Below are 23,602 nucleotides of genomic sequence, written 5' to 3'. Positions count from 1 at the left end.
TTTTAGCTTATTTCTTTTTAATGGCTTCCACCTTCTTAATCAAGGCAATATTATCCTTTTCTAAGGGACTCAAAAAGGCATTTACATCAGATGAATGTCCATAAAATCCTTGGTTGCGAAAATGTTTTTTTAGGGCCTCATCCTTAAACTTATAGCCATAGGCTGCAAAGACCTCATTGCGCATCAAACGCAGCTCCTCCGCGGTTTTATCCTTCAATTCTGAGGGCTGCAAGGGCCGCTCAGAAACCTCTAGGTAGCTTCGCTTGCTGTCTGCGGCTCGCAAAAAAGCGTGAATATCAGAGCTTTTTAGGCCATGTGGAGACACATTAAAGGGAAATTCATCGCCTAGGCCCATATCAATGTCTATAGGGTCAATGTCTTGGCTGTATTTTTCTACACGCATGCCATAATCATCATAGGTGCAGACAGAGCCACAGGGCGGAATCATCTTCCCGGTCGGTTTGCCATAATAATGGACCACATTCTTAAAGCTAATTTTAGGGCCTTCGGCGGTCCAATCGCCAGTCAGTATAGAGGGGCTATACTCCGAGCTGCTCGCATAAACAAAGCGGCCATCATCAAAAAAGTAGTAATTGTCTTCGGTAGAAGCATAGGCCACCGAATAATGCTGGCCCACCGCCTTATGTTGCACCTTAGGCCTTTGTTCTGTTTGTGGGGGTTTTGGCGCCTCCAAATCGGCATAAGGATCGGCGGCTGTTTCTGTTTTCATCGGGTTTTCACTGCTTGCTGCCGCTTTTTCGGCCTCGCCAGCGCAGCTCACTAAAAATAGGCCCAAAAAGGCCAGGGGAATCATCTTTTTGTACATGGGAATATTGGTTTTAGTTAACTATCTAAAGTTATTATAAATATCTTAAGATTGCAAAGCTTTTTGATTTTTTGGGGCTGCCCCGCCTAAAGGCGGGTCGGGCTGTTTATTCCCGTTGGTCATCGAACTGGCGCCCCTATAGGGGCTGGTTGTCGCAGCTCGCAAGTCTGCTCGGCCCTGCGCCGCCTTTGGCGGCTGGGTCTGCCGCTTCGCGGCCCTGCTGCCCATCCCTCAGCCGGGCGCTGCGCGCCTAGGCGGGCCTTGCCCGCCTTTGGTCCTTTTTGGGCCTAGGGCTCCCCTTCAAAAGCTAAAAAATCCATATCTTGCAAAAAACAATCACGCTATGGCCAAGGAACAACAATCTGTTCTGCTCGAAAAATACGTAGAGCAACTGCTTGCCCTGCAAGCCAAAAAACAAGAAGCCCCCCTCAATCTTGCCGAGCTCAAGGAAATTGCCGAGAGCATTGGCCTTTCTGAATCAGATTGGCAGGAGGCCCAAAATACGGTGCGCCAACAGACCAAAATTGGGCAGCAACATATTGCGGTGGCCAATTTTCCCGCAGCCATTCAGGCCCTGCAGCTAGCCGTCAATATTAACCCCCTAGCCGAACAGGCCCTTTTTTATTTGGCCCAAGCTCATCAATTGCAGTTTGCCCAAACGGGCAAAAAAGAAAACCTTTTGGCCGCCCAAGAATATGCCCAAAGGGTGCTGCTCAATAGTAACCCCCAACTCGATAGCGCTAGCATCGAGCTGATGAAAACGATTAAGGATAGTGAGCAAAAGCAGAAAAAAGGAAAATGGCTGCGCTTGGGCGTTTTTGTGGGCATTTTTATGCTTTTGGGCCTAGGCCTCAACTTCTATTATTTTAGTAGCCGACAGGCTGTTTTGCAAGAAGAACAAAAGCTACAAAAACAATGGGCCCAGGTCGAAAATGTCTATCAGCGGCGCTTAGATTTGGTCCCTAAATTAGGGCAGCTTTTGTCTCAGGAAGAAAGCGCCAGCCAAGCCAAATTGGCCGAAATCCAAGCCCTAGAACGCCAACTCAAACAAACAGATTTGGACCAATATGCCCAGCAACAAGCCGAGCTGAGCAAAAAAATCAATGAGCTGCTTCAAGGAATAGAACAAAAAGGTCAGCTCTACCGAGATATCCAAATCCAAATTGAAGGGGCCGAAAATAGAATTTCGGTAGAAAAGCGTAAGTACAACGAAAAAGTTGGCCAGTACAATCAGTTTATTATTCAGTTTCCCTACAACCTCATGGGCTATACTCCCAAAGCCTACTACCAGACTTCAGCGGCGGGCAAAGATGCCCAGCTCATCCACTAAACAAACTGCGGCGGACAGGGCGCAAAGCGCCCGCAGGCTGAGGGATAGAAAGCAGTGGCCGAAGGCCAGACCCAGTTTTTTTGAGCAAAGCGAAAAAAAACGCAGGGCCGAGCAGAACTGCGAGCTGCGATATAGCCCGACCCGAGCCAAAGGCGAGGGGCAGCCCCAAAAACATCCCCTTCCAACCTTCAGAAAATTCATATCGTCAGAAGAAAAAAACAATAGCACAGCATGTACCTCTTGCTTTCTCCGGCCAAAACGCTGGACTTCTCGCCTACGGCTATTTCTCAGTTTACGGAAGCCGATTTTTTAACCCAATCGGCTGAACTGATTGACATTTTGGCTGATTATGGGCCAGAAGATATTGCTCATTTGATGAAAATTAGCGATAAACTGGCCGAGCTTAATCATCAGCGCTTTGCCGATTGGCAGCCGCCCAAGGAGCTACCCCCTGGCAAACAGGCCCTTTTGGCCTTTCGGGGCGATGTATACAAAGGCTTGCAGGCCGATGATTTTGGGGCAGAAGAACTGGCTTTTGCTCAGGAACATCTGGGTATTTTGTCGGGCCTCTATGGCTTGCTGCGTCCCTTGGACCTCATTTTGCCTTACCGCCTAGAGATGAAGACCAAATTGCCCAACCCCAAAGGAAAAAACCTTTATGCTTTTTGGGGCGAGCAACTCACCAAGGCCGTTAATGAGCGTGCTCAGGGCCCTATTGTCAATCTGGCCTCTAAAGAATATTTTTCGGCCCTACAGCCCAAGGCCCTAGAACAGCCCCTTTATCAAATTGATTTTAAGGAGGTTAATGCAGAGGGCAAGGCTCGAATTATTGCCGTGCATGCCAAAAAAGCGAGAGGACTGATGGCCCGTTATATTATTCAAGAGCAATTAGAAAAAATAGAAGACCTCAAGGGCTTTGCCGAAGCAAATTACGCCTTTGATGAAGAGCGCTCTAGCGAGTTTCACTGGGTCTTTAGTCGTTAACACCGCCCCTCCCCGCTTCCCTATCAAAAAGCATTGTCTATGAAGATTTTACAGCTCAGCAAAAAGTTTCCTTATCCGCTAAAAGATGGCGAATCCTTGGCCATTACCTATATGGCCCAGGCTCTTCATGAGCTAGGGGCAGAGGTAGATTTGTTGAGTATGAATACGAGCAAACATTATTTTGACATCAAAGAACTGCCCAAAGATTTTAGGCATTATGGCAAAATAAAACTGGTGGATATTGATAATCGTCTAGATCCTAAGGCGGCTTTGCTCAACCTTTTTTCTAATAAGTCTTACCATATAGAGCGCTTTGAATCGGCCCATTATGCCGCAGCCCTAAAAGCGCTTTTGCAGGCCAAAGACTATGATGTGGTGCAATTAGAAACCCTTTATTTGGCCCCTTATATTCCCGTGATTCGGCAGTATTCTAAGGCCAAAGTGGTCATGCGCTCGCATAATGTAGAGCATGAAATCTGGGAGCGGATTCGAGACAACTGCTCTTTTGGGCCCAAAAAATGGTATTTGCAGCTGCTGAGCAAGCGTTTAGCGGACTATGAGCTCAAGCAACTCAATAATTACGATCTCTTTTTGGCCATTACGGCCAGAGACCTGCAGCGCTTTCGGGATTTAGGCCTAAAAACAGCTGCGCAGGTGGTGCCTATTGGTCTGGACCTCAGCAAATACCCCGAGCGGCCCCTGCCTGCTGCACCCAAAAAAATTCGCTTTAGCTTTATTGGTTCTTTAGATTGGATGCCCAACATTGAGGGCCTGCGCTGGCTACTCGATGAGGTCTGGCCGCAGTTTGTGGCCCAACATCCCGAGGCCGAATTTCATGTTGCAGGCCGAAACAGCCCCGATTGGCTAAATAATCTGCGCCTAAAAGGCCTAAAAGTACATGGCGAGGTGCCTTCTGCCCAGGCCTTTATTCAAAAATATGAAATTATGCTGGTGCCCCTAAAATCGGGCAGCGGAATGCGAGTAAAGATCCTGGAAGCTATGGGCATGGGCCGCCTGGTCCTCAGTACTAGCATTGGCCTAGAGGGCATACATGCCCAAGATGGCCAAGAGGTCCTCATTGCCGATGATGCTACGGCCTTTTTGCAGCAAATGAAAAGCATTTATCAGCAACCCTATAAGTTATCAGAATTGGCCGCCAAGGGCCGGCAGTTTATTCATCAAAATTATGATAAATTGCGGATCGCCCGAGGCGTTCTCGAGGCCTACGAGCGACTACAACCGCAGCCGGTCGACTAAAAAGAACGGTTTATTTTCAAAAAGCCAAGCTAAAAAGCTTGGCTTTTTTCATATCTTCATAGCTCAACAAAAAATAGCATATGGCGGTCCCTCCCCAACACAAACTGATTAAGAATTCCCTCAAAGAGCGCTATCATATTGATTTGGAGCGCTACCGCACCGATGTCATTGCCGATAGCGTCATTGGCTACATCGATGCCCCTTTCACGATTATGGTCCACCTCATCCTTTGGCCCGTTTTGACCATTGGTCTTTTGGGCTATTTGGGCATTGCCTACGTTTGGCCAATTAGCTATATTTTGGGTATTGTTTGGCTGCTCTTGGCCATTTTGCTGGGGGGAGTTAGTAGCCTGATTACCGCCGCTTTTTTTGTGGCTTGGAACCTGATGGACCATACCAAAAACCTCTATGAGGCCACCGCCGACACCCTAGAGGTCATTATTGATGACATGCGCGACCGACAGGTCCAATTGCCTCCTCACCAACGCCACTACCCTACTTTCAAAGAATGGGTGCAGGTGGTTCGGCTGGGGCTCTTTGTCCCCACGATCCGAGAGGTCATTCGGGCCAAATTGGGCTGGCCCATTGGCGACTGGATAGGCAATTTGGCCGTTAAGATTTTGGGTGGCAGTACCGACCGCAGCTTGTCGGCCATGCCCCCAGAGGTCCGTGATAGCCCCGATTACACCCCCGACCGCCTAGATGTTTATTGCGATAAAATGAAGGGCCGCATTCAGCTATTCAAAAGTAAATCGGAGAAAGTGTATACCGCTGCCGCCTGGGTTACGCTCATGCCTTTGCGCATCCTGATGTTTGTCTTTTTGGCCCTAGATGTTATCTGTTTTTTGGGCCTTTGGTGGTTTTTAGTGGGCTAATGATTTGGGGCCTCCGCCTCGCTACGCTCGTCGGCGTTACGCTTTGGGGCTCGCAGGTCTGCTCGGCCCTTCGTTTTTTCGCTACGCTCAAAAAACTCGGTCTGGCCTGCGGCCACCCCGCCGCATCACTAGGCCGCTCCACTGCCGTTTTTTTTCTTAATAGTAATTTTACAGCCGCAAATAGCAACTTCTTTGTTGGGCCTTTACCTTTGTAAAAAAAAGAAAAGGCCATGCAAAAAAAATTAGGCATTTTAGGGGGCGGACAATTGGGGCGCATGCTCATTCAGTCGGCCACAGATTTTAATATTCAGATGGGTATTTTGGATAGCCAGCTTGAGGCGCCAGCTTCTTCTTTGGCCAAGCATTTTGTCCAAGGCGATTTATTGGATGAGGAAACGGTATATGCTTTTGGGCAAGATTACGACTTAATTTCTATAGAAATCGAGAAAGTCAATACAGCGGCCCTCAAGCGATTGGAGGCCGAGGGCAAGAAAGTTTATCCGCAGGCGGCTATTATTGAGCTGATTCAGGACAAAGGCAAACAAAAAGAATTCTATCGGGCGCAGGGCTTTCCTACGGCCGATTTTTTATTGCTCGCCAATAAGGAAGAGCTTTTGGCGCAAACAGACTTTTTGCCAGCGGTCCAAAAGCTCCGCAGAGATGGCTATGATGGCAAGGGGGTCCAAGTTTTGCGGCAAGAAAGTGATTTGGGAAAGGCCTTTGAGGCCCCTTCGGTCCTAGAAAAACTGGTGGATATTCAGCAAGAGATAGCGGTCATTGTGGCTCGTTCTGCATCTGGAGAAATACGGACCTATCCTGCGGTAGAGATGATTTTTCATCCAGAGGCCAATTTGGTAGAATATCTATTTAGCCCCGCCAGAATTGAGGAAAATATGGCCCAAAAAGCCGATCAGATGGCTAAAGACTTAATAGAAAAGCTGGGCATGGTGGGTTTATTGGCTGTAGAATTCTTTATTGATCGGGCTGGGAATTTATTGGTTAATGAGGTGGCCCCTCGTCCGCATAATAGTGGGCACCAAAGCATAGAGGGCAATGTTTGTTCTCAGTTTGAGCAGCATTTGCGGGCCATTTATGATTGGCCTTTGGGCGATAGTCAAATACAGACTCCTTCTATTCTCCTCAACTTATTGGGTGAAGAGGGCTTTCATGGTCCGGCCAAACTAGAGGGATTAAAAGAGGTATTGGCCATTTCGGGGGTGCACTTGCATTTGTATGGTAAAGAAGACTGCAAGCCCTTTCGGAAAATGGGCCATATTACGGTAACCGACCAAAACTTAGAGCGCTTAATGGAGAAGGCGCGCTTTGTAAAAAACACATTAAAAATCCGCGGCTTGCACCGCATCTAAAACGAGATAAAAATGAAAAAAGTAGCCATTTTGATGGGCAGTGATTCTGATTTGCCCGTCATGCAAGCCGCCGCCCATTTTTTGGACCAATTGGGTTTGCCTTATGAGATGAGTATTATTTCGGCGCATCGTACGCCCCAACGTTTATTTGAGTTTACCCCCAAGGCGAGAGAAAAGGGTTATGGGGTAATCATTGCGGGGGCTGGCGGGGCTGCCCATTTGCCTGGGATGCTTGCCTCTTTGACTAGCTTGCCTGTTATTGGCGTGCCGATTAAGTCGAGTAATTCTATTGATGGCTGGGATTCTGTTTTGTCTATTTTGCAAATGCCCAATGGGGTGCCTGTGGCCACTGTGGCCTTGAATGGGGCCAAGAATGCGGGCATTTTGGCGGCCCAAATTCTGAGCGTTAATGATGTAAAAATTGCTCAAAAGCTAGATGCGTTTAAGCTGGAGATGAGTGAGCAAGTCATGGCCAAGGTCCAGCGTTTGGATGAAGAACAGGCCGACAGACATGAGGCGCCAAAACTTCGGCCTTAGGGGAGCTAAACAGGCCAAGGGCTGGCTGGCCTAGCGATGTGCAGCAGTGCGGCGAAGCCGCAGACCCAGCAAAAAACTTGTTTTTTTGCGCAGGGCCGAGCGAAGAGCGAGCTGCGCAACGTAGCGCCGACGACCGAAGGGAGGCGGAGGCCCCAAAAAACAAAAAAAATTGATATCTTAAGGGATGAACAGAAGAATCCCCCTAGCAGCTATTTGTGTAGTTTTGTTTGGCCTCCTTTTTTTGTCGAGCTGTCGCTCTTCAAAGGAGCTCAGTTTATCCCTAAAAGAAGAGAATATGGAAAATAAAGCCTTAATTGACAAGTTTTACAAGGCCTTTGCTGCGGCTGATTATGAGACGATGGCCAGCTGTTATCATCCTGAGGTTGTTTTTGAAGATCCTGCTTTTGGTCGCTTGCAAGGCGAGCGGGCCAAAAAAATGTGGGAAATGTTGTTAACGCAGAGCAAAGACAGCATTTTGATTCGGCATAGCGAGCTATCGGCTGATGCGGAAAAGGGGCAGGCCAAATGGGTTGCGGATTATAAATATGGCGACAAAAGGCGGCCCGTTCATAACATTGTTCAGGCCCAATTTCGCTTTAAGGATGGTTTAATCATTGAGCATCGGGATCAATTTAACCTTTGGCGTTGGAGCAAGCAAGCCTTGGGAACTACGGGGCATTTGCTGGGTTGGTCGGGTTTTTTCCGAAAGAAAATGCAGCAAACGACCAATGGAATGTTGGATAAATACATGGCGAAGCAAGAAAAATAAAGAAAAGGCGATTGGAGGATTTCCAATCGCCTTTTTGCGTTTTAGAGTTGGCTTCCGCTTTCCTTGATGGCCCATTTTAGGGCGTCCTTCATGCTGCCTGTGGTTTCGATTTCGTCAATGGCGATACCGAGTTCGACAATCGTTTGGGCGATAGTGCCCGAAATGCCCGAGATGACACATTTTGCGCCCATCAGGCGGGCGGCTTTAGTCATTTTGATGAGATGATTGGCCACGGCGGTATCGACAATAGCCACTCCAGAAATATCGAGGATAAAAAACTTAGCTTGTTTGTCGGCGATATTGTCTAGCATAGCCTCCATCACATCCTTAGAGCGTTTAGAATCGATAAAGCCGACTAGTGGAAGCAGCAGGATATTTTCCCAGATTTGGGCCACGGGAGTAGAGAGTTCGCGCAGGGCTTCGTTTTGTTTTTCGAGATCTCGAGTCATTTTCTCTCGATACTCCTTGGTTAGAATATCGAGATCAATTTGGCTAAACTTTTTGTAGGCCAAAACTAGGTTTAGGGCATTTTCATTATGCTTAATAAAAAGCTGAGTAATGCCTTCATGGAAGCGGACCAAAAGCTGAGTAAAAGACTCTAGGCTGACGCCTGCTGCTAAAAAATTGCGTCTAATTTCTGTGTGTCGTTCAATATAATTGGCGGACAAACGAGCTCCGACCAAATCGGTTAAGATAGCCTCTTTATGGGCAACTGAAGCCGTAATTGTAATTTCGGGAAAAAGGTTGGATACCTCCATCCAATCAATTATGCCTTGAAAAACAACTTCCTTTTCTTTATAAGGAATTTTATCCGCAGCTAATTGTAATGCCTCTAGTTCTTCTTCTGTCAGGAAGTAAGTCGTTTTGTAATAATGATACAGTTGTTCGTAAGTAGAGCTGCTAGGTTGCATAATTATTGTGTTTCGTCTTAAGTTAAGCAGTAGTTCTATTTTATTTAAATGTCCTACTAATTAAAAGTTAGTTAGGCCTTTTAGAGTTGGCTTCCGCTTTCCTTGATTGCCCATTTTAGGGCGTCCTTCATGCTGCCCGTGGTTTCGATTTCGTCAATAACGATACCGAGTTCGACAATAGTTTGGGCGATAGTGCCTGAAATGCCCGAGATGATACATTTGGCGCCCATCAGGCGGGCGGCTTTAGTCATTTTGATAAGGTGATTGGCCACGGCGGTATCGACAATAGCCACCCCAGAAATATCGAGGATAAAAAACTTAGCTTGTTTGTCGGCGATATTGTCTAGCATAGCCTCCATCACATCCTTAGAGCGTTTAGAATCGATAAATCCGACCAGTGGAAGCAGCAGGATATTTTCCCAAATTTGGGCCACGGGCGTTGAGAGTTCGCGCAGGGCTTCGTTTTGTTTTTCGAGGTCTTGTTGTATTTTCCGTCGATATTCCTTGGCTACAATGTCTAAATCAATTTGATTAAATTTCTTGTAGGCTGAAATCAAATTAACTGCGGTAGGATTATATTTAATGAATAAATTAAGCACTCCTTCATGAAAGCTGGCTAAAAGCTCTACAAAAATATCGAGGCTAACTCCTGTTTCTAAAAAGTTTCGTCGAATCTCTGAATAGCGTTCAATATATTCAGGAGAAAACCTAGCTTCCACCAGATCCGCTATGATATTATCTTTCTGGGCTAATAGAGCAGCCACAACAGCTTCTGGAAAAAGCTCGCGCTTTTTCATCCAGTCTATAGTTTCTTGAAAAACAGCTTCTTTATCTTCTATAGAAAACTGACTTCCAGCCTCTTTGAGTAGTTTAAGATCTTCTTCAGTCAGGAAGTAAGTTCTTTTATAGTGCTCATAAAGCTCTTTGTATTTAAGGCTCATATTCAACATATTTAAACATAGATCATCATAAGATACAGATTCCTCTGCTTATCAAGATAAGCATCTCATAAGTTACTAAACTTATAACTATTTAGCTCTAAAAGACTAAACAATTGGTTAATTTTTCTTTAAACCAAAAAGTTACAGCTTTTTCCCTAGGGCCAAGAGTAGGCCCTTAGCCTTGAGCAGGCATTCTTCATATTCGGCTTCGGCAATTGAGTCATAGACAATGGCCCCCCCCACCTGAAAAGAGAGGTACTTTTTTTCTTGTTGATAGACTAAGCTTCTGATGACCACATTAAAATCGGAATTTCCCTCTGGCGAAAAATAGCCTACTGCGCCAGAATACAAACCTCTTTGTTGCTGTTCGTAGCGCTCAATAATTTTCATGCTCATAATTTTAGGTGCGCCAGTCATTGAGCCCATCGGGAAAGCCTTTTTTAGGGCCTGCAGGGGGCTACAATCGGCTCGTCGTTCGGCTTCTACGGTAGAAATCATCTGTTGCAATTGGGGAAAAGCGTAAATGCCAAACAGCTCACTCACTTCTACGGTAGCGGGCGCTGCGGATTGGGCCAAATCGTTGCGCAGCAGGTCCACAATCATGACATGCTCCGCCAAATCTTTTTCGCTATGTCTCAGGCTCTGGGCCAGGGCTTGGTCTTCGGCTTCATTTTTTCCTCGGCCGATGGTTCCCTTAATTGGTTGAGCGATCAGTCGACTTCCTCTTTGGGCCAAAAAGCGCTCTGGACTAGCCGAGATTAAATGCTCATTTCCCCATTGATAGTAGGCTGAAAAGGGGCTGGGGCTCAATTTCATTAGTCGCCAATAAAGAGGCAAAGGGGCAATTTTGGCCCCTTCCATAAAAAACTCTTGGCAAAAATTGACCTCATAAATGTCTCCCGCCAGAATATGTTCTTTAAGGGCGGCAATGGTCGCCATATAGTCGGCCTTAGTAATCCGAGCTTGCAATTCTGGCAAAGCCAGGGGCTTTTCTCCTTGTAAAGCCGATGCCTCCAAACAGTTTTCCCAAACCGCCTGAGGATCTTCTGCCTCTATTTCAATCGCTCCATTTGGCCGAATCAAAATCCGAACTGCTGGCTGAAAAAAAGCCAATTTTGGAAAGCCCAAGGGATCGATATTCTCCGAGCTCAGCTCCTCCAAATCGTTTTTGAGCTCATAGGAAAAATAGCCCAACCACCAAGCTTTGGGATCAGCTTGCATGGCGGCCTCTAGAGGGGCAAAACAATCGGCCCGAATGCTACGACGAGCAGCAGCGCCCAGCAGCCATTCCACTTCATGAAAAGCATCCTCCTTAAATTCATTGTTATCAAGGACCAAGAGGGGCTGATCATCTTGAAAAACGCTTAGGGCTTGCGCCTTAAATTGGGCCAAAGAAAGTCCCTGGGGCAAAGAAAAATGAGCAATAGTCATTAGTGCAAATTTTTGAACAAATAGATGAGCAAAGGATACAAAATTAAGAGGCCATCCCAATAAAAAGAAAAGAAGAAATCATTTTGTTGCGCATGGGTTCTAGAAAGCAGGACAAAGATAAGCAGCAAACAAATGCTACTGGCCAATAGCATAAAAAAAGGGGCCGTATAGGCCTGTATTCCCCACCAAACTAGGGCTAGGGCAGCAATGAGATAGCGACTTCTTTTTTCGCCCAAACTAGAAACCAGAGTGGGCACTCCAGCCTTGGCTTCTTGTTCCAAATCTCGCAAATCAAAGGGCAAGGTAATCAATAAAATAAAGAGGGCCCGCTCAAAAAATAAGTAAGGAGAAATGGGCCGTCCCAATTCTAAAGCGGGCAGCACCGTAGCCACAAAAGACCAGACTCCAGCAATCAGAAAAATTTTCAGCCAGGGAATATCTCGCAGTCGCCAGCCCTTATAAATGGGCAGTACATAGGCCAAAGAAAGCAGGGCCGGCAAAAATAGCCATTTGAGCAGGGCAAAAGGCAGTTGGCTGGCCAAATACAACAGGACCCCAGGCAGCAAAAGCAGCAATCCCCAATTCCAAGCACGGTATTTTTGCAAAATGGCTTGCCGCTCCGCCTTCATCTTATCCGAGCGGTTCGAGTAAATTCGGTGCAGGGCATAAATCCACCAACAGGCAAAAAAGGCCAGCGACAAACTCCAGCCCTCTACAGGCCGTCCCCATTGCCAAAAACTACTAGCGGTCAGCAGGGCAGCCCCCAGGGCAATATGCAGATGAGTATAAACAGAGAAAGAAAGCAGGCCGCGCATGGGTAGTATTTAGAAAATCAGGCCCTAAAATAGTCATTTTTGCAGGGAGTTCACCGCCTAGCCCCAGTCCTTCCCACAAAATATTCTATTCTTTATTTTTTCTTTTTTTGGGGCCTGCCGCCTTTGGCGGCCGGGCCCTTGCAGGGCTCGCAGGTCTGCTCGGCCCTGCGCCGCTTTCAGCGGCTGGGTCTGGCCTGCGGCCACCCTTTCAGGCCCCTAGGCCGTTTGGCCTTCGGCCATCCCTAGGGCCAAGGCCCTAGGCTATTGAAAAAATTGTCATCCCCTCATTCGAGGGGATTTTTCTTTGCGGTTGTGGTTGGACGGTTGTTGTTTTTGAGGAGCGAACCTTTTCCATTTTTATAGCAAACAAGGGCTTTAGCCCGCCAGTTTGCATAGCCCCACAAGCATGGGCTTCAGCCCATGGACCCAAAACCAACTAGTTCTTAAAAGGCTTATTCTCTATTCTCTCTCCCCTCCCTTTCAACCTTACAAGAAAAAGTTGAGGGACTAATAAAGCTATCTGCCTGCTCTGCTGCCTAGGGACAAGCCCCTAGGCTAGCTTTTCAGACAGCCCTCTGCGAGGGCCTTTGGATATAGCACTTCTTTGCAAAAGCAGATGAACAAGGCCAGCTATATAAGCAGTTGAGGCCCTTTAGGGCTGACTCCATTAGGTTAGCCTGGGGGCTTGTCCCTAGGCGATGAATAGCAGGCGGCGAAGCCGCTATGGCCGAAGGCCAAACGGCCACAACAAGCCCTTTAGGGCGTCTTCGACGACCAACGGGAGTAACCGATGGTAGGCAGTGCGGCAAAGCCGCAGACCAAGCAAAAACTTGTTTTTTGCGCAGGGCCGAGCGACCCGACCAACGGGAGCCGACGCAGCAAAGCAAGTAACAGCGAGCTGCCGAACGTAGCGCCGACGAGCGCAGCGAGGCGGAGGCCCCCAAAAAAAGGAGAAAAAGCCAAGCTTCTTCTCCTCTTCCGCCCGCTTATTGCGCAGGGGGATTGGGTGGGGTGTCCTGATCTGGATCAGGATCTTCAGTGTAATTTTTCATAGAAATTGTGTTTTTGTTAAAAAATTAGGTTGTTTAGTTTGGTTAGCTTTATGTCTAGTTATTTAGGCTACTCATCCTCTGGATTATTTTTTTCCATACTGCTGCTAAAAGCCGCGATATCCATTCCCGGATAAAATTGCGCCATCTCCTGCAGACAATCTTCTACTTTGTCCAGAGCGCCAGTCACTTTATACAATTTTGTCTGCATCCGCAGGCCTTCTACGCTCAACTGATGGCGATTGGCTTGCTCGCAAAAAAAGAGCGCCCCCTCATGCAAACCCAAAGCATAAAAATCTTGGGCCTTCTCCAGAAAAATTCGGTCTTGGCTCATCTGAGGCAACTGCAAGCTATTGTGGTAGCTGCACCAAGCCTGGGCCGCCGCCAAATCTTGTTTTAGGTCCTGCAAAAGCTGCGCATATTCCGACATATAGCCGATCGGATCTGCCGCCTTTTCGGTCAAGGTTTTTAAATAGGGAAGCGCTTTTTCGCCCTCTCCAAAAGCAATATACAAGCGGCAAAGCAGCTCAAAACAGTCCTCCTCAAATTCGGTGTTACAAATCGGCGCCAAGAGGGAAATTCCCTGCAGATATTCGCCTTCTTCCAAGGCAATGGCCGCCAAAAAATAGCAGCTTTCTGCGGTGGGGATCGCCAAATTCTCGAGTAAAATTTTGGCCTTGGGCAGATCTTCTTCCAACAAAAAAAGTAACTTGGCTTGGGCCAAATCGGCCTGTTCATCGCCCTGCCCCTGCTCATAATAATGAAGCGCCAAATCATAGCGCCCCTCTTCTTCCATCAATTGGCCAAATAAAAAATACAGCCGCCCTTTTTCGGCAGAACGCTTTTGGCCCAGCTGCAAACAACGCTTGGAATTCAAATAGTTAGGTGATTCTTTTTCTAATTCCACCTTCACCCAATAATAATATGGCGCCGAGCTTTTTGCTCCTTCAGCCATTAATTTTTCGGCTAATTCCTGACAAGCCGTCAGCTCATCTAGCTCAAATAGTTCGGTTAATAAGGTCTCATTTTTTTTCATGCTGTCTTTTTGCCCCATGCTAAAGCATGAGTTTGGGAAAAAATCTTTTGGGAAAACTACGCCCTCCAATTAAAACCATTTTCAACTTGCGCCTCCACTCTTGGCATAGCTGTTAAAACATTTTATTAAAGTCGGTCATCTACTAAAACAGCGACTTATGCTTTAATGTCACCTAAGCCCATTTTGTGAACTTTATTTTTAAGTTTTTTTTAAAAAATTTTAGGCGAACTGCATTTTTGCCATAAACTAAACAGCTATTTAGCTCTAAAATTAGTTGGATTTGATTTGAAAAACAAGCTATCAAAATCCTCACTTACAACTGATTACCAATCAGTTAGGACTATATTCTTTTTTTGGGGCCTGCCGCCTACGGCGGCCGGGCCCTTGCAGGGCTCGCAGGTCTGCTCGGCCCTGCGCCGCTTTCAGCGGCTGGGTCTGCCGCTGCGCGGCCCCCTTTCAGGCCCCTAGGCCAAGTCGCTTCGCTCCTTTGCGGCGGCTTCGCCGCCTGCTAGCTGTGGCGGCAGCTTAAAAGCAGCAGCCAATTTAGGTACAGCAGAGCCCACTCCTGACCAACAACTGGCCTGCAGCTTAAAAGCCGCAGGACCTGAAAACAAAATAGCTCCTTTTCATCTAAGAGGCTTCTTCCCTATTCTCTCTTCCCCCTCCCTCAAAATTCCCAAGAAAAAATTGAGGGACTAATAAAAGCTATCTCCATACGACCTCCTGCTCCGCTACCTAGGGACAAGCCCCTAAGCGATTATATAATAAGAAAACCAGTGGGTTAAAACCCACTGCTACAAAAGAGGCTATACTAAGCGCAATAAAATGAGCCGATGGGTTAAAACCATCGGCCCATAATGAGTTCTAATAAACAGCAAACAAGGGCTTTAGCCCGCTAGTTTGCATAGTCCCACAAGCATGGGCTTCAGCCCATGGACCCAAAACCGCCCAGCCGTTAAAAGACGCTTTATTTACTTTACCCTCCCTTCTCTCCACAGAAAAAGTTGAGGGACTAATAAAGCTATCTGCCTGCTCTGCTACCTAGGGACAAGCCCCTAGGCTAGCTTTTTTCAGACAGCCCTCTAAAGAGGGCCTTTGGATATGGTCCTTCTCTGCAATAACAACAGAGCAAAACCCTACATCACAATTTGAGGCCCTTTAGGGCTGACTCCATTGAATTAGCCTAGGGGCTTGTCCCTGGGCGATTATTGGCTGCTGCTTCGCCTGCAAAGGGTTTAGTATTATACCACCCTATTCGAATGGAAATAATGAAGGGGTTTCAATGCTGCTTCGCCTGCAATGGGTTTAGTATACAATTTTGCCAATAGGATTCTATGGTCAGACTTGTTGTTTCAATGCTGCTTCGCCTGCAATGGGTTTAGTATTGGGTCAAGGCTGCGTCTAAAATGACGTGAGTAACGTTTCAATGCTGCTTCGCCTGCAATGGGTTTAGTATAATCTTCAATGCAATGGCAGTTCGGGCCATAAATAGTTTCAATGCTGCTTCGCCTGCAATGGGTTTAGTATAGCAATTGAAACTAGCAGTAAAAGGATTTGCAAGGTTTCAATGCTGCTTCGCCTGCAATGGGTTTAGTATTATCTCGTTGTGTAGTACATCTACGTAATAAGTCGTTTCAATGCTGCTTCGCCTGCAATGGGTTTAGTATTTAAATGATGTCATTCTTCCTCTTGAAAAAGAGGAAGTTTCAATGCTGCTTCGCCTGCAATGGGTTTAGTATTTAGTTAATGTAATTTCTTAAGCTTCCAAAAAGGTTTCAATGCTGCTTCGCCTGCAATGGGTTTAGTATAAAACCAGCTTTCCAGTTTGGCAGGCCGATTATATAGTTTCAATGCTGCTTCGCCTGCAATGGGTTTAGTATTCACAAAAACAGAGATTTCGTACGCTTTATGAAATCGTTTCAATGCTGCTTCGCCTGCAATGGGTTTAGTATGTATGGGGCGAGCAAAGTCGCCTCAAAGCCAGCAGTTTCAATGCTGCTTCGCCTGCAATGGGTTTAGTATTAGGGTTTCTTATTTCTGGCAAGAACCGCCTTGTTGCCAAGTTTCAATGCTGCTTCGCCTGCAATGGGTTTAGTATTTTGTGAAATTGTCAGGACTTACGAGCTTCTCACAGTTTCAATGCTGCTTCGCCTGCAATGGGTTTAGTATTAGTCCAACGCTTACCGTCTTCGGTGGTAAATTGGTTTCAATGCTGCTTCGCCTGCAATGGGTTTAGTATTTAAATGATGTCATTCTTCCTCTTGAAAAAGAGGAAGTTTCAATGCTGCTTCGCCTGCAATGGGTTTAGTATTTAGTTAATGTAATTTCTTAAGCTTCCAAAAAGGTTTCAATGCTGCTTCGCCTGCAATGGGTTTAGTATAAAACCAGCTTTCCAGTTTGGCAGGCCGATTATATAGTTTCAATGCTGCTTCGCCTGCAATGGGTTTAGTATTCACAAAAACAGAGATTTCGTACGCTTTATGAAATCGTTTCAATGCTGCTTCGCCTGCAATGGGTTTAGTATGTATGGGGCGAGCAAAGTCGCCTCAAAGCCAGCAGTTTCAATGCTGCTTCGCCTGCAATGGGTTTAGTATTAGGGTTTCTTATTTCTGGCAAGAACCGCCTTGTTGCCAAGTTTCAATGCTGCTTCGCCTGCAATGGGTTTAGTATTTTGTGAAATTGTCAGGACTTACGAGCTTCTCACAGTTTCAATGCTGCTTCGCCTGCAATGGGTTTAGTATTAGTCCAACGCTTACCGTCTTCGGTGGTAAATTGGTTTCAATGCTGCTTCGCCTGCAATGGGTTTAGTATTTATCTACATCCGATATTACAATCCGATAAAGATGTTTCAATGCTGCTTCGCCTGCAATGGGTTTAGTATTGGGTCAAGGCTGCGTCTAAAATGACGTGAGTAACGTTTCAATGCTGCTTCGCCTGCAATGGGTTTAGTATAATCTTCAATGCAATGGCAGTTCGGGCCATAAATAGTTTCAATGCTGCTTCGCCTGCAATGGGTTTAGTATAGCAATTGAAACTAGCAGTAAAAGGATTTGCAAGGTTTCAATGCTGCTTCGCCTGCAATGGGTTTAGTATTATCTCGTTGTGTAGTACATCTACGTAATAAGTCGTTTCAATGCTGCTTCGCCTGCAATGGGTTTAGTATTTAAATGATGTCATTCTTCCTCTTGAAAAAGAGGAAGTTTCAATGCTGCTTCGCCTGCAATGGGTTTAGTATTTAGTTAATGTAATTTCTTAAGCTTCCAAAAAGGTTTCAATGCTGCTTCGCCTGCAATGGGTTTAGTATAAAACCAGCTTTCCAGTTTGGCAGGCCGATTATATAGTTTCAATGCTGCTTTGCCTGCAATGGGTTTAGTATCCAATAATGGCATTCTTACCGCTAAAGTGAAAGGTTTCAATGCTGCTTTGCCTGCAATGGGTTTAGTATGAGCTTCAAATTTCCACTCTCTGTCCTGACGATGGTTGTTTCAATGCTGCTTTGCCTGCAATGGGTTTAGTATAGGGGTAGTCGACGCTTAATCTAAAAACCCCCGTAGTTTCAATGCTGCTTTGCCTGCAATGGGTTTAGTATGAAGAGGACGGTGGTTTTACTGGTCAGGATCAGTGTTTCAATGCTGCTTTGCCTGCAATGGGTTTAGTATAGAAATGTACTCAATTTAACTTGCATAAAGTAAAGTTTCAATGCTGCTTTGCCTGCAATGGGTTTAGTATTTTGAACCCGAAAGTCCAGAATGGAAGAATGCTAGTTTCAATGCTGCTTTGCCTGCAATGGGTTTAGTATAAACAGCATTAGCTAATGCTAATGTTATTTCCAGGTTTCAATGCTGCTTTGCCTGCAATGGGTTTAGTATTTTGCTCTTTACTTTTTGGAGCAAAAGATGAAAGTTTCAATGCTGCTTTGCCTGCAATGGGTTTAGTATTTTAGCGGCCGCCAATATGGTTGGCCAATATTCAGTTTCAATGCTGCTTTGCCTGCAATGGGTTTAGTATCCCATATCACCTACCTGCTGTAGACAAAGAAACGGGGTTTCAATGCTGCTTTGCCTGCAATGGGTTTAGTATTGTTAGTAGTTTCTTGGATAAAATGAACCAAGGTGGTTTCAATGCTGCTTTGCCTGCAATGGGTTTAGTATTTGTGCTTGGCCTCAAATGCTTCTTGTCTCAGAGTTGTTTCAATGCTGCTTTGCCTGCAATGGGTTTAGTATTACTCCAAAGTGTAATGATACCCTCTTTCACAGCTTGTTTCAATGCTGCTTTGCCTGCAATGGGTTTAGTATCTGAGTGCTATCCAATTCCAAATCAATAGCGCAAGTTTCAATGCTGCTTTGCCTGCAATGGGTTTAGTATGAGCTAAAGAAGAAGTCAGACAATGGGCTGACAAGTTTCAATGCTGCTTTGCCTGCAATGGGTTTAGTATAAAATGATTGGGAATTTCAATGACAAAGCTTAACTGTTTCAATGCTGCTTTGCCTGCAATGGGTTTAGTATAAGATTCAATTTTTTCAATTGCTTGTTTTTGACTGTTTCAATGCTGCTTTGCCTGCAATGGGTTTAGTATCAGCCTCGTAGTCAATGGGCCGCTCCACTCTTGGAGTTTCAATGCTGCTTTGCCTGCAATGGGTTTAGTATTTAAAGGGCCTCCTTTGCAAAATGTAGGATTGTGTTTCAATGCTGCTTTGCCTGCAATGGGTTTAGTATGGGGCCTGCTTCGTTAAAGTCTCAACGACTAAAAAGGTTTCAATGCTGCTTTGCCTGCAATGGGTTTAGTATCGGCAAGTCTTAGCTTCAGCCCTTGGGCCCGCCAGCAGTTTCAATGCTGCTTTGCCTGCAATGGGTTTAGTATAGAACCCGCTGCACTACTTCTGGCTGTACCGCTGGTTTCAATGCTGCTTTGCCTGCAATGGGTTTAGTATTAATGGATAAGACGAGTAAGCTAAAAGAGCGGCTAGTTTCAATGCTGCTTTGCCTGCAATGGGTTTAGTATAGCATTAGAAACGAAGTTCTGTCTCCAATCCGAAGGTTTCAATGCTGCTTTGCCTGCAATGGGTTTAGTATGTAACAGATAAGATGTTTTCTGAAAAGATGACTGTTTCAATGCTGCTTTGCCTGCAATGGGTTTAGTATACTTGAGCCCCTTTTTTTTGGGTCAAGATTGATTGTTTCAATGCTGCTTTGCCTGCAATGGGTTTAGTATAAATGCCTGCTCAATTTGAAAAGGCGTTTCAACTGAGTTTCAATGCTGCTTTGCCTGCAATGGGTTTAGTATTAAAAACGGCAAAGTAGACGCCCCAAAAAGCCAGAGTTTCAATGCTGCTTTGCCTGCAATGGGTTTAGTATACAAACGGTTTGCTTCCGTTAAATGCTCATTTATAGTTTCAATGCTGCTTTGCCTGCAATGGGTTTAGTATACAAACGGTTTGCTTCCGTTAAATGCTCATTTATAGTTTCAATGCTGCTTTGCCTGCAATGGGTTTAGTATCGATGGCGAGCAGCTTGAAAGAGTTAGACAACCCAGTTTCAATGCTGCTTTGCCTGCAATGGGTTTAGTATGAAAGCATTTCGCAATGAACATGGGCAGATCATCGGTTTCAATGCTGCTTTGCCTGCAATGGGTTTAGTATTACAATAAACGAAGGATCATAAGACCACCGAGGTTGTTTCAATGCTGCTTTGCCTGCAATGGGTTTAGTATAAAGTACGGCGAAGAGCCTCAGGCCGTTCAGCCAGGGTTTCAATGCTGCTTTGCCTGCAATGGGTTTAGTATGAAAGCATTTCGCAATGAACATGGGCAGATCATCGGTTTCAATGCTGCTTTGCCTGCAATGGGTTTAGTATGTTTCTTCTACTTTGCCCAAATCGGCGGCGGTGTTTCAATGCTGCTTTGCCTGCAATGGGTTTAGTATTTTATATTCTGCGCAAATACGACAAACTAAGGGGTTTCAATGCTGCTTTGCCTGCAATGGGTTTAGTATTCAATTTCTTTCACCCGCAAGAATTTTCTTGTGGGTGGTTTCAATGCTGCTTTGCCTGCAATGGGTTTAGTATGAAAGGTTTGCAAATAAATGAAGAGGTGTGTAGCGTTTCAATGCTGCTTTGCCTGCAATGGGTTTAGTATTCTACACCTGCTAGGTATTTATCCTAGAAAGGCAACGTTTCAATGCTGCTTTGCCTGCAATGGGTTTAGTATGCAGCGGGGCCCTATTGGCGAAGGTAACTACTTAGTTTCAATGCTGCTTTGCCTGCAATGGGTTTAGTATGCAGCGGGGCCCTATTGGCGAAGGTAACTACTTAGTTTCAATGCTGCTTTGCCTGCAATGGGTTTAGTATTTAAATAGGTTGAATAAAATGTTATATAATTAACTGTTTCAATGCTGCTTTGCCTGCAATGGGTTTAGTATAGCTGCAGGCGATTCTGCAGCAATTGCAGGCGAGGGTTTCAATGCTGCTTTGCCTGCAATGGGTTTAGTATTCGCGCTAAGGCGCAGGGTGTGCGGAATTGCATCATTGTTTCAATGCTGCTTTGCCTGCAATGGGTTTAGTATAAGCCAGTTCTGCTAGGAAGGTGTATTTATAGTTGTTTCAATGCTGCTTTGCCTGCAATGGGTTTAGTATGCCCCACAGCTCTTCGAAGCGAGCCTTGCCCTCATCGTTTCAATGCTGCTTTGCCTGCAATGGGTTTAGTATCCGTTGTTCGTGCCCATTGCTCCTAACTGCTTTTGTTTCAATGCTGCTTTGCCTGCAATGGGTTTAGTATCGGACGCACTTGGATCTGGAATCGGTACAATTGTAGTTTCAATGCTGCTTTGCCTGCAATGGGTTTAGTATCAATTAAACACAAAGACGCTTTTTCTTCACACTTTGTTTCAATGCTGCTTTGCCTGCAATGGGTTTAGTATCTATTTCAAATTCAAGAGAAGCTTCTTCTGTTAAAGGTTTCAATGCTGCTTTGCCTGCAATGGGTTTAGTATAGTATTTACATAATCTTAGAGTTTCTATGGAAGCTGTTTCAATGCTGCTTTGCCTGCAATGGGTTTAGTATTACAAAGGGAGGGGAAGCATACCTTCCCTTTAACCAGTTTCAATGCTGCTTTGCCTGCAATGGGTTTAGTATTGCTTAGCAGCCTCAGATTCAACTTCAACTTCCAGTTTCAATGCTGCTTTGCCTGCAATGGGTTTAGTATTGAAGCAGACGCAGCAAGAGAAGCTGCCAAGCCCGTTTCAATGCTGCTTTGCCTGCAATGGGTTTAGTATTTACTAGTTCTTTGTACTCTTTACTTAGTATGTGAGTTTCAATGCTGCTTTGCCTGCAATGGGTTTAGTATTTGGTGCAAGAGCTATGTTCAAACCAACCAACATTAAGTTTCAATGCTGCTTTGCCTGCAATGGGTTTAGTATAGTTCAAATTCAGAAAGATCTACTTTTTCCATTAGTTTCAATGCTGCTTTGCCTGCAATGGGTTTAGTATGTAGCCATAGTGCCGTCCTCAAATGTTACATCGTAGTTTCAATGCTGCTTTGCCTGCAATGGGTTTAGTATTTGAAACCCCAGAGGCTACTAGGGTTTCAATGCTGTTTCAATGCTGCTTTGCCTGCAATGGGTTTAGTATAAGATTAATAATGTCTCCAAAAAATACCGATGACAGTTTCAATGCTGCTTTGCCTGCAATGGGTTTAGTATAGCTAAGGCTAAAAAAGAAGCCCCAACCCAAAGGGGTTTCAATGCTGCTTTGCCTGCAATGGGTTTAGTATCATTGAGCTGAATATTGTTTTTGAAGATGATGCGCGTTTCAATGCTGCTTTGCCTGCAATGGGTTTAGTATAAATTAGTGATGCCTTATGTAGGTTCAGATCCTTATGTTTCAATGCTGCTTTGCCTGCAATGGGTTTAGTATAAGATTTGGGAGAAATCTGGTGAAGATATAGAAGGTTTCAATGCTGCTTTGCCTGCAATGGGTTTAGTATTCACAGTAGAAGCAATCTGCTAACTCAAAAAAGAAGTTTCAATGCTGCTTTGCCTGCAATGGGTTTAGTATTTAACTTGGATATGCGGTTTATTACCCTCGCTGTCGTTTCAATGCTGCTTTGCCTGCAATGGGTTTAGTATTAGTTTAGGTTTGCCGCTTCTGCTATTTTGTGCAGTTTCAATGCTGCTTTGCCTGCAATGGGTTTAGTATTTTGAAGTAGATAGCATTGAGGATAATTTAACACTGTTTCAATGCTGCTTTGCCTGCAATGGGTTTAGTATTTCCTCAAGCTCAATTTTCAACCGCTGCAAACCGTTTCAATGCTGCTTTGCCTGCAATGGGTTTAGTATTGCTCAGCCGACAACTCGGCACTTTGAGCAGGAAGTTTCAATGCTGCTTTGCCTGCAATGGGTTTAGTATATATAATAGATATTTCAATAATGTATTAGAAAGTGTTTCAATGCTGCTTTGCCTGCAATGGGTTTAGTATAGTATGTTCCTCAATCTATCGAATCACCCAAGCAGTTTCAATGCTGCTTTGCCTGCAATGGGTTTAGTATCCTGCTGGACAAATGGCTTCTCGTGCCTAAATTGCGTTTCAATGCTGCTTTGCCTGCAATGGGTTTAGTATTGGTATGTTTGAGAAATATGACTGGAATCAGGCTCGTTTCAATGCTGCTTTGCCTGCAATGGGTTTAGTATTCGGGACAAACAAGCAAGTTGTGATGGAGTTTGACAGTTTCAATGCTGCTTTGCCTGCAATGGGTTTAGTATACAAAAAACCAAAAGGCAGTCCCTCGGAAATGACGTTTCAATGCTGCTTTGCCTGCAATGGGTTTAGTATGAAAAGGGATTCATAACAAATGAAGAGGCAAAAAGGTTTCAATGCTGCTTTGCCTGCAATGGGTTTAGTATTAGGGTAACCGCCAAGACGTTAGGCGGCGGGCAGAAGTTTCAATGCTGCTTTGCCTGCAATGGGTTTAGTATTAAATCTTTAGCTTTATTTATTTCGGTGTAAAATGTTTCAATGCTGCTTTGCCTGCAATGGGTTTAGTATTAGGCTCATTTGGATCAGAAGTTGTTGTCTGCTACAGTTTCAATGCTGCTTTGCCTGCAATGGGTTTAGTATTTGTGATTTAGTTGCCCCTTAGCTTTGACGGCAACGGTTTCAATGCTGCTTTGCCTGCAATGGGTTTAGTATAAATGAAGAGGTTTATTTAATCAAAGACCCTTTAGTTTCAATGCTGCTTTGCCTGCAATGGGTTTAGTATAATTTTTTATTGAGGATGGAGAACTCCTCTAAAGAAACAGTTTCAATGCTGCTTTGCCTGCAATGGGTTTAGTATTGGACTTCAACAGCCCTATTGTAGTAGAAAGCAGTCTACAGTTTCAATGCTGCTTTGCCTGCAATGGGTTTAGTATGAGTTTTTAACGGAATATATATATCTATGTGTTATAGTTTCAATGCTGCTTTGCCTGCAATGGGTTTAGTA

At 45.2% G+C, this 23,602-nt stretch carries 13 protein-coding genes and 1 CRISPR repeat array (1 of these 14 cut by a window edge); of the genes, 7 read left to right on the top strand and 6 right to left on the bottom strand.

Annotated features, from left to right (window positions below; translation table 11 throughout):
* Nucleotides 1-7 precede the first annotated feature (7 nt).
* Complete coding sequence (locus SGRA_RS16685) at nt 8-826, bottom strand: YARHG domain-containing protein (RefSeq protein ID WP_015693972.1); 819 nt, start codon at nt 824-826, stop codon at nt 8-10.
* Between the two features lie 343 nt (nt 827-1,169).
* Here SGRA_RS16685 and SGRA_RS16680 point away from each other — a divergent pair, with 343 nt between their 5' ends.
* The 7 genes from SGRA_RS16680 to SGRA_RS16640 all read left to right on the top strand — a co-directional run bounded on the left by SGRA_RS16680 (nt 1,170) and on the right by SGRA_RS16640 (nt 7,945).
* Nucleotides 1,170-2,156: a LemA family protein gene (locus SGRA_RS16680; RefSeq protein WP_015693971.1), complete on the top strand. Its 987-nt coding sequence runs from the start codon at nt 1,170-1,172 to the stop codon at nt 2,154-2,156.
* Between the two features lie 231 nt (nt 2,157-2,387).
* On the top strand, nt 2,388-3,140 hold the full coding sequence (yaaA, locus tag SGRA_RS16670; RefSeq protein ID WP_015693969.1) for a peroxide stress protein YaaA: 753 nt from the start codon (nt 2,388-2,390) through the stop codon (nt 3,138-3,140).
* A 39-nt stretch (nt 3,141-3,179) separates the two neighbouring features.
* A complete protein-coding gene (locus tag SGRA_RS16665) occupies nt 3,180-4,397 on the top strand; it encodes a glycosyltransferase family 4 protein (RefSeq protein WP_015693968.1) in 1,218 nt (405 codons plus the stop codon).
* Nucleotides 4,398-4,477: 80 nt separating this feature from the next.
* Complete coding sequence (locus tag SGRA_RS16660; protein WP_015693967.1) at nt 4,478-5,272, top strand: hypothetical protein; 795 nt, start codon at nt 4,478-4,480, stop codon at nt 5,270-5,272.
* Nucleotides 5,273-5,502: 230 nt separating this feature from the next.
* Nucleotides 5,503-6,639, top strand: a complete 1,137-nt coding sequence (locus tag SGRA_RS16655) for a 5-(carboxyamino)imidazole ribonucleotide synthase (RefSeq protein WP_015693965.1) — start codon at nt 5,503-5,505, stop codon at nt 6,637-6,639.
* 12 nt (nt 6,640-6,651) lie between these two features.
* Nucleotides 6,652-7,176: a 5-(carboxyamino)imidazole ribonucleotide mutase gene (gene purE / locus SGRA_RS16650; RefSeq protein WP_015693964.1), complete on the top strand. Its 525-nt coding sequence runs from the start codon at nt 6,652-6,654 to the stop codon at nt 7,174-7,176.
* Between the two features lie 184 nt (nt 7,177-7,360).
* On the top strand, nt 7,361-7,945 hold the full coding sequence (locus SGRA_RS16640) for a nuclear transport factor 2 family protein (RefSeq protein WP_015693963.1): 585 nt from the start codon (nt 7,361-7,363) through the stop codon (nt 7,943-7,945).
* A 41-nt stretch (nt 7,946-7,986) separates the two neighbouring features.
* Here SGRA_RS16640 and SGRA_RS16635 read toward each other — a convergent pair whose 3' ends face one another.
* From SGRA_RS16635 to SGRA_RS16605, 5 genes are all read right to left on the bottom strand, one after another.
* Complete coding sequence (locus SGRA_RS16635) at nt 7,987-8,856, bottom strand: STAS domain-containing protein (protein WP_015693962.1); 870 nt, start codon at nt 8,854-8,856, stop codon at nt 7,987-7,989.
* A gap of 80 nt (nt 8,857-8,936) precedes the next feature.
* Nucleotides 8,937-9,797 (bottom strand): STAS domain-containing protein, encoded by an 861-nt coding sequence (locus tag SGRA_RS16630; RefSeq protein ID WP_015693961.1) that lies wholly within the window; start codon nt 9,795-9,797, stop codon nt 8,937-8,939.
* Nucleotides 9,798-9,938: 141 nt separating this feature from the next.
* Nucleotides 9,939-11,228 (bottom strand): anthranilate synthase component I family protein, encoded by a 1,290-nt coding sequence (locus tag SGRA_RS16625; protein WP_015693960.1) that lies wholly within the window; start codon nt 11,226-11,228, stop codon nt 9,939-9,941.
* Nucleotides 11,228-12,043 (bottom strand): UbiA family prenyltransferase, encoded by an 816-nt coding sequence (locus tag SGRA_RS16620; RefSeq protein WP_015693959.1) that lies wholly within the window; start codon nt 12,041-12,043, stop codon nt 11,228-11,230. Before SGRA_RS16620 ends, SGRA_RS16625 begins: the two co-directional genes overlap by 1 nt.
* A 1,119-nt stretch (nt 12,044-13,162) precedes the next feature.
* Nucleotides 13,163-14,128, bottom strand: coding sequence for a tetratricopeptide repeat protein (locus SGRA_RS16605; RefSeq protein WP_245538573.1), 966 nt, complete (start codon nt 14,126-14,128; stop codon nt 13,163-13,165).
* Between the two features lie 1,206 nt (nt 14,129-15,334).
* Nucleotides 15,335-23,602: a CRISPR direct-repeat array (repeat unit 36 nt; unit sequence GTTTCAATGCTGCTTTGCCTGCAATGGGTTTAGTAT); it runs 2,278 nt beyond the window's last position.

Origin of the sequence: Saprospira grandis str. Lewin, from assembly GCF_000250635.1 — a bacterium.
In the GTDB taxonomy this organism is placed as follows: Bacteria; Bacteroidota; Bacteroidia; order Chitinophagales; family Saprospiraceae; genus Saprospira; species Saprospira grandis.
Note: the sequence above shows the minus strand (reverse complement) of the source record. Positions and strands in the feature narration are given on the sequence as shown.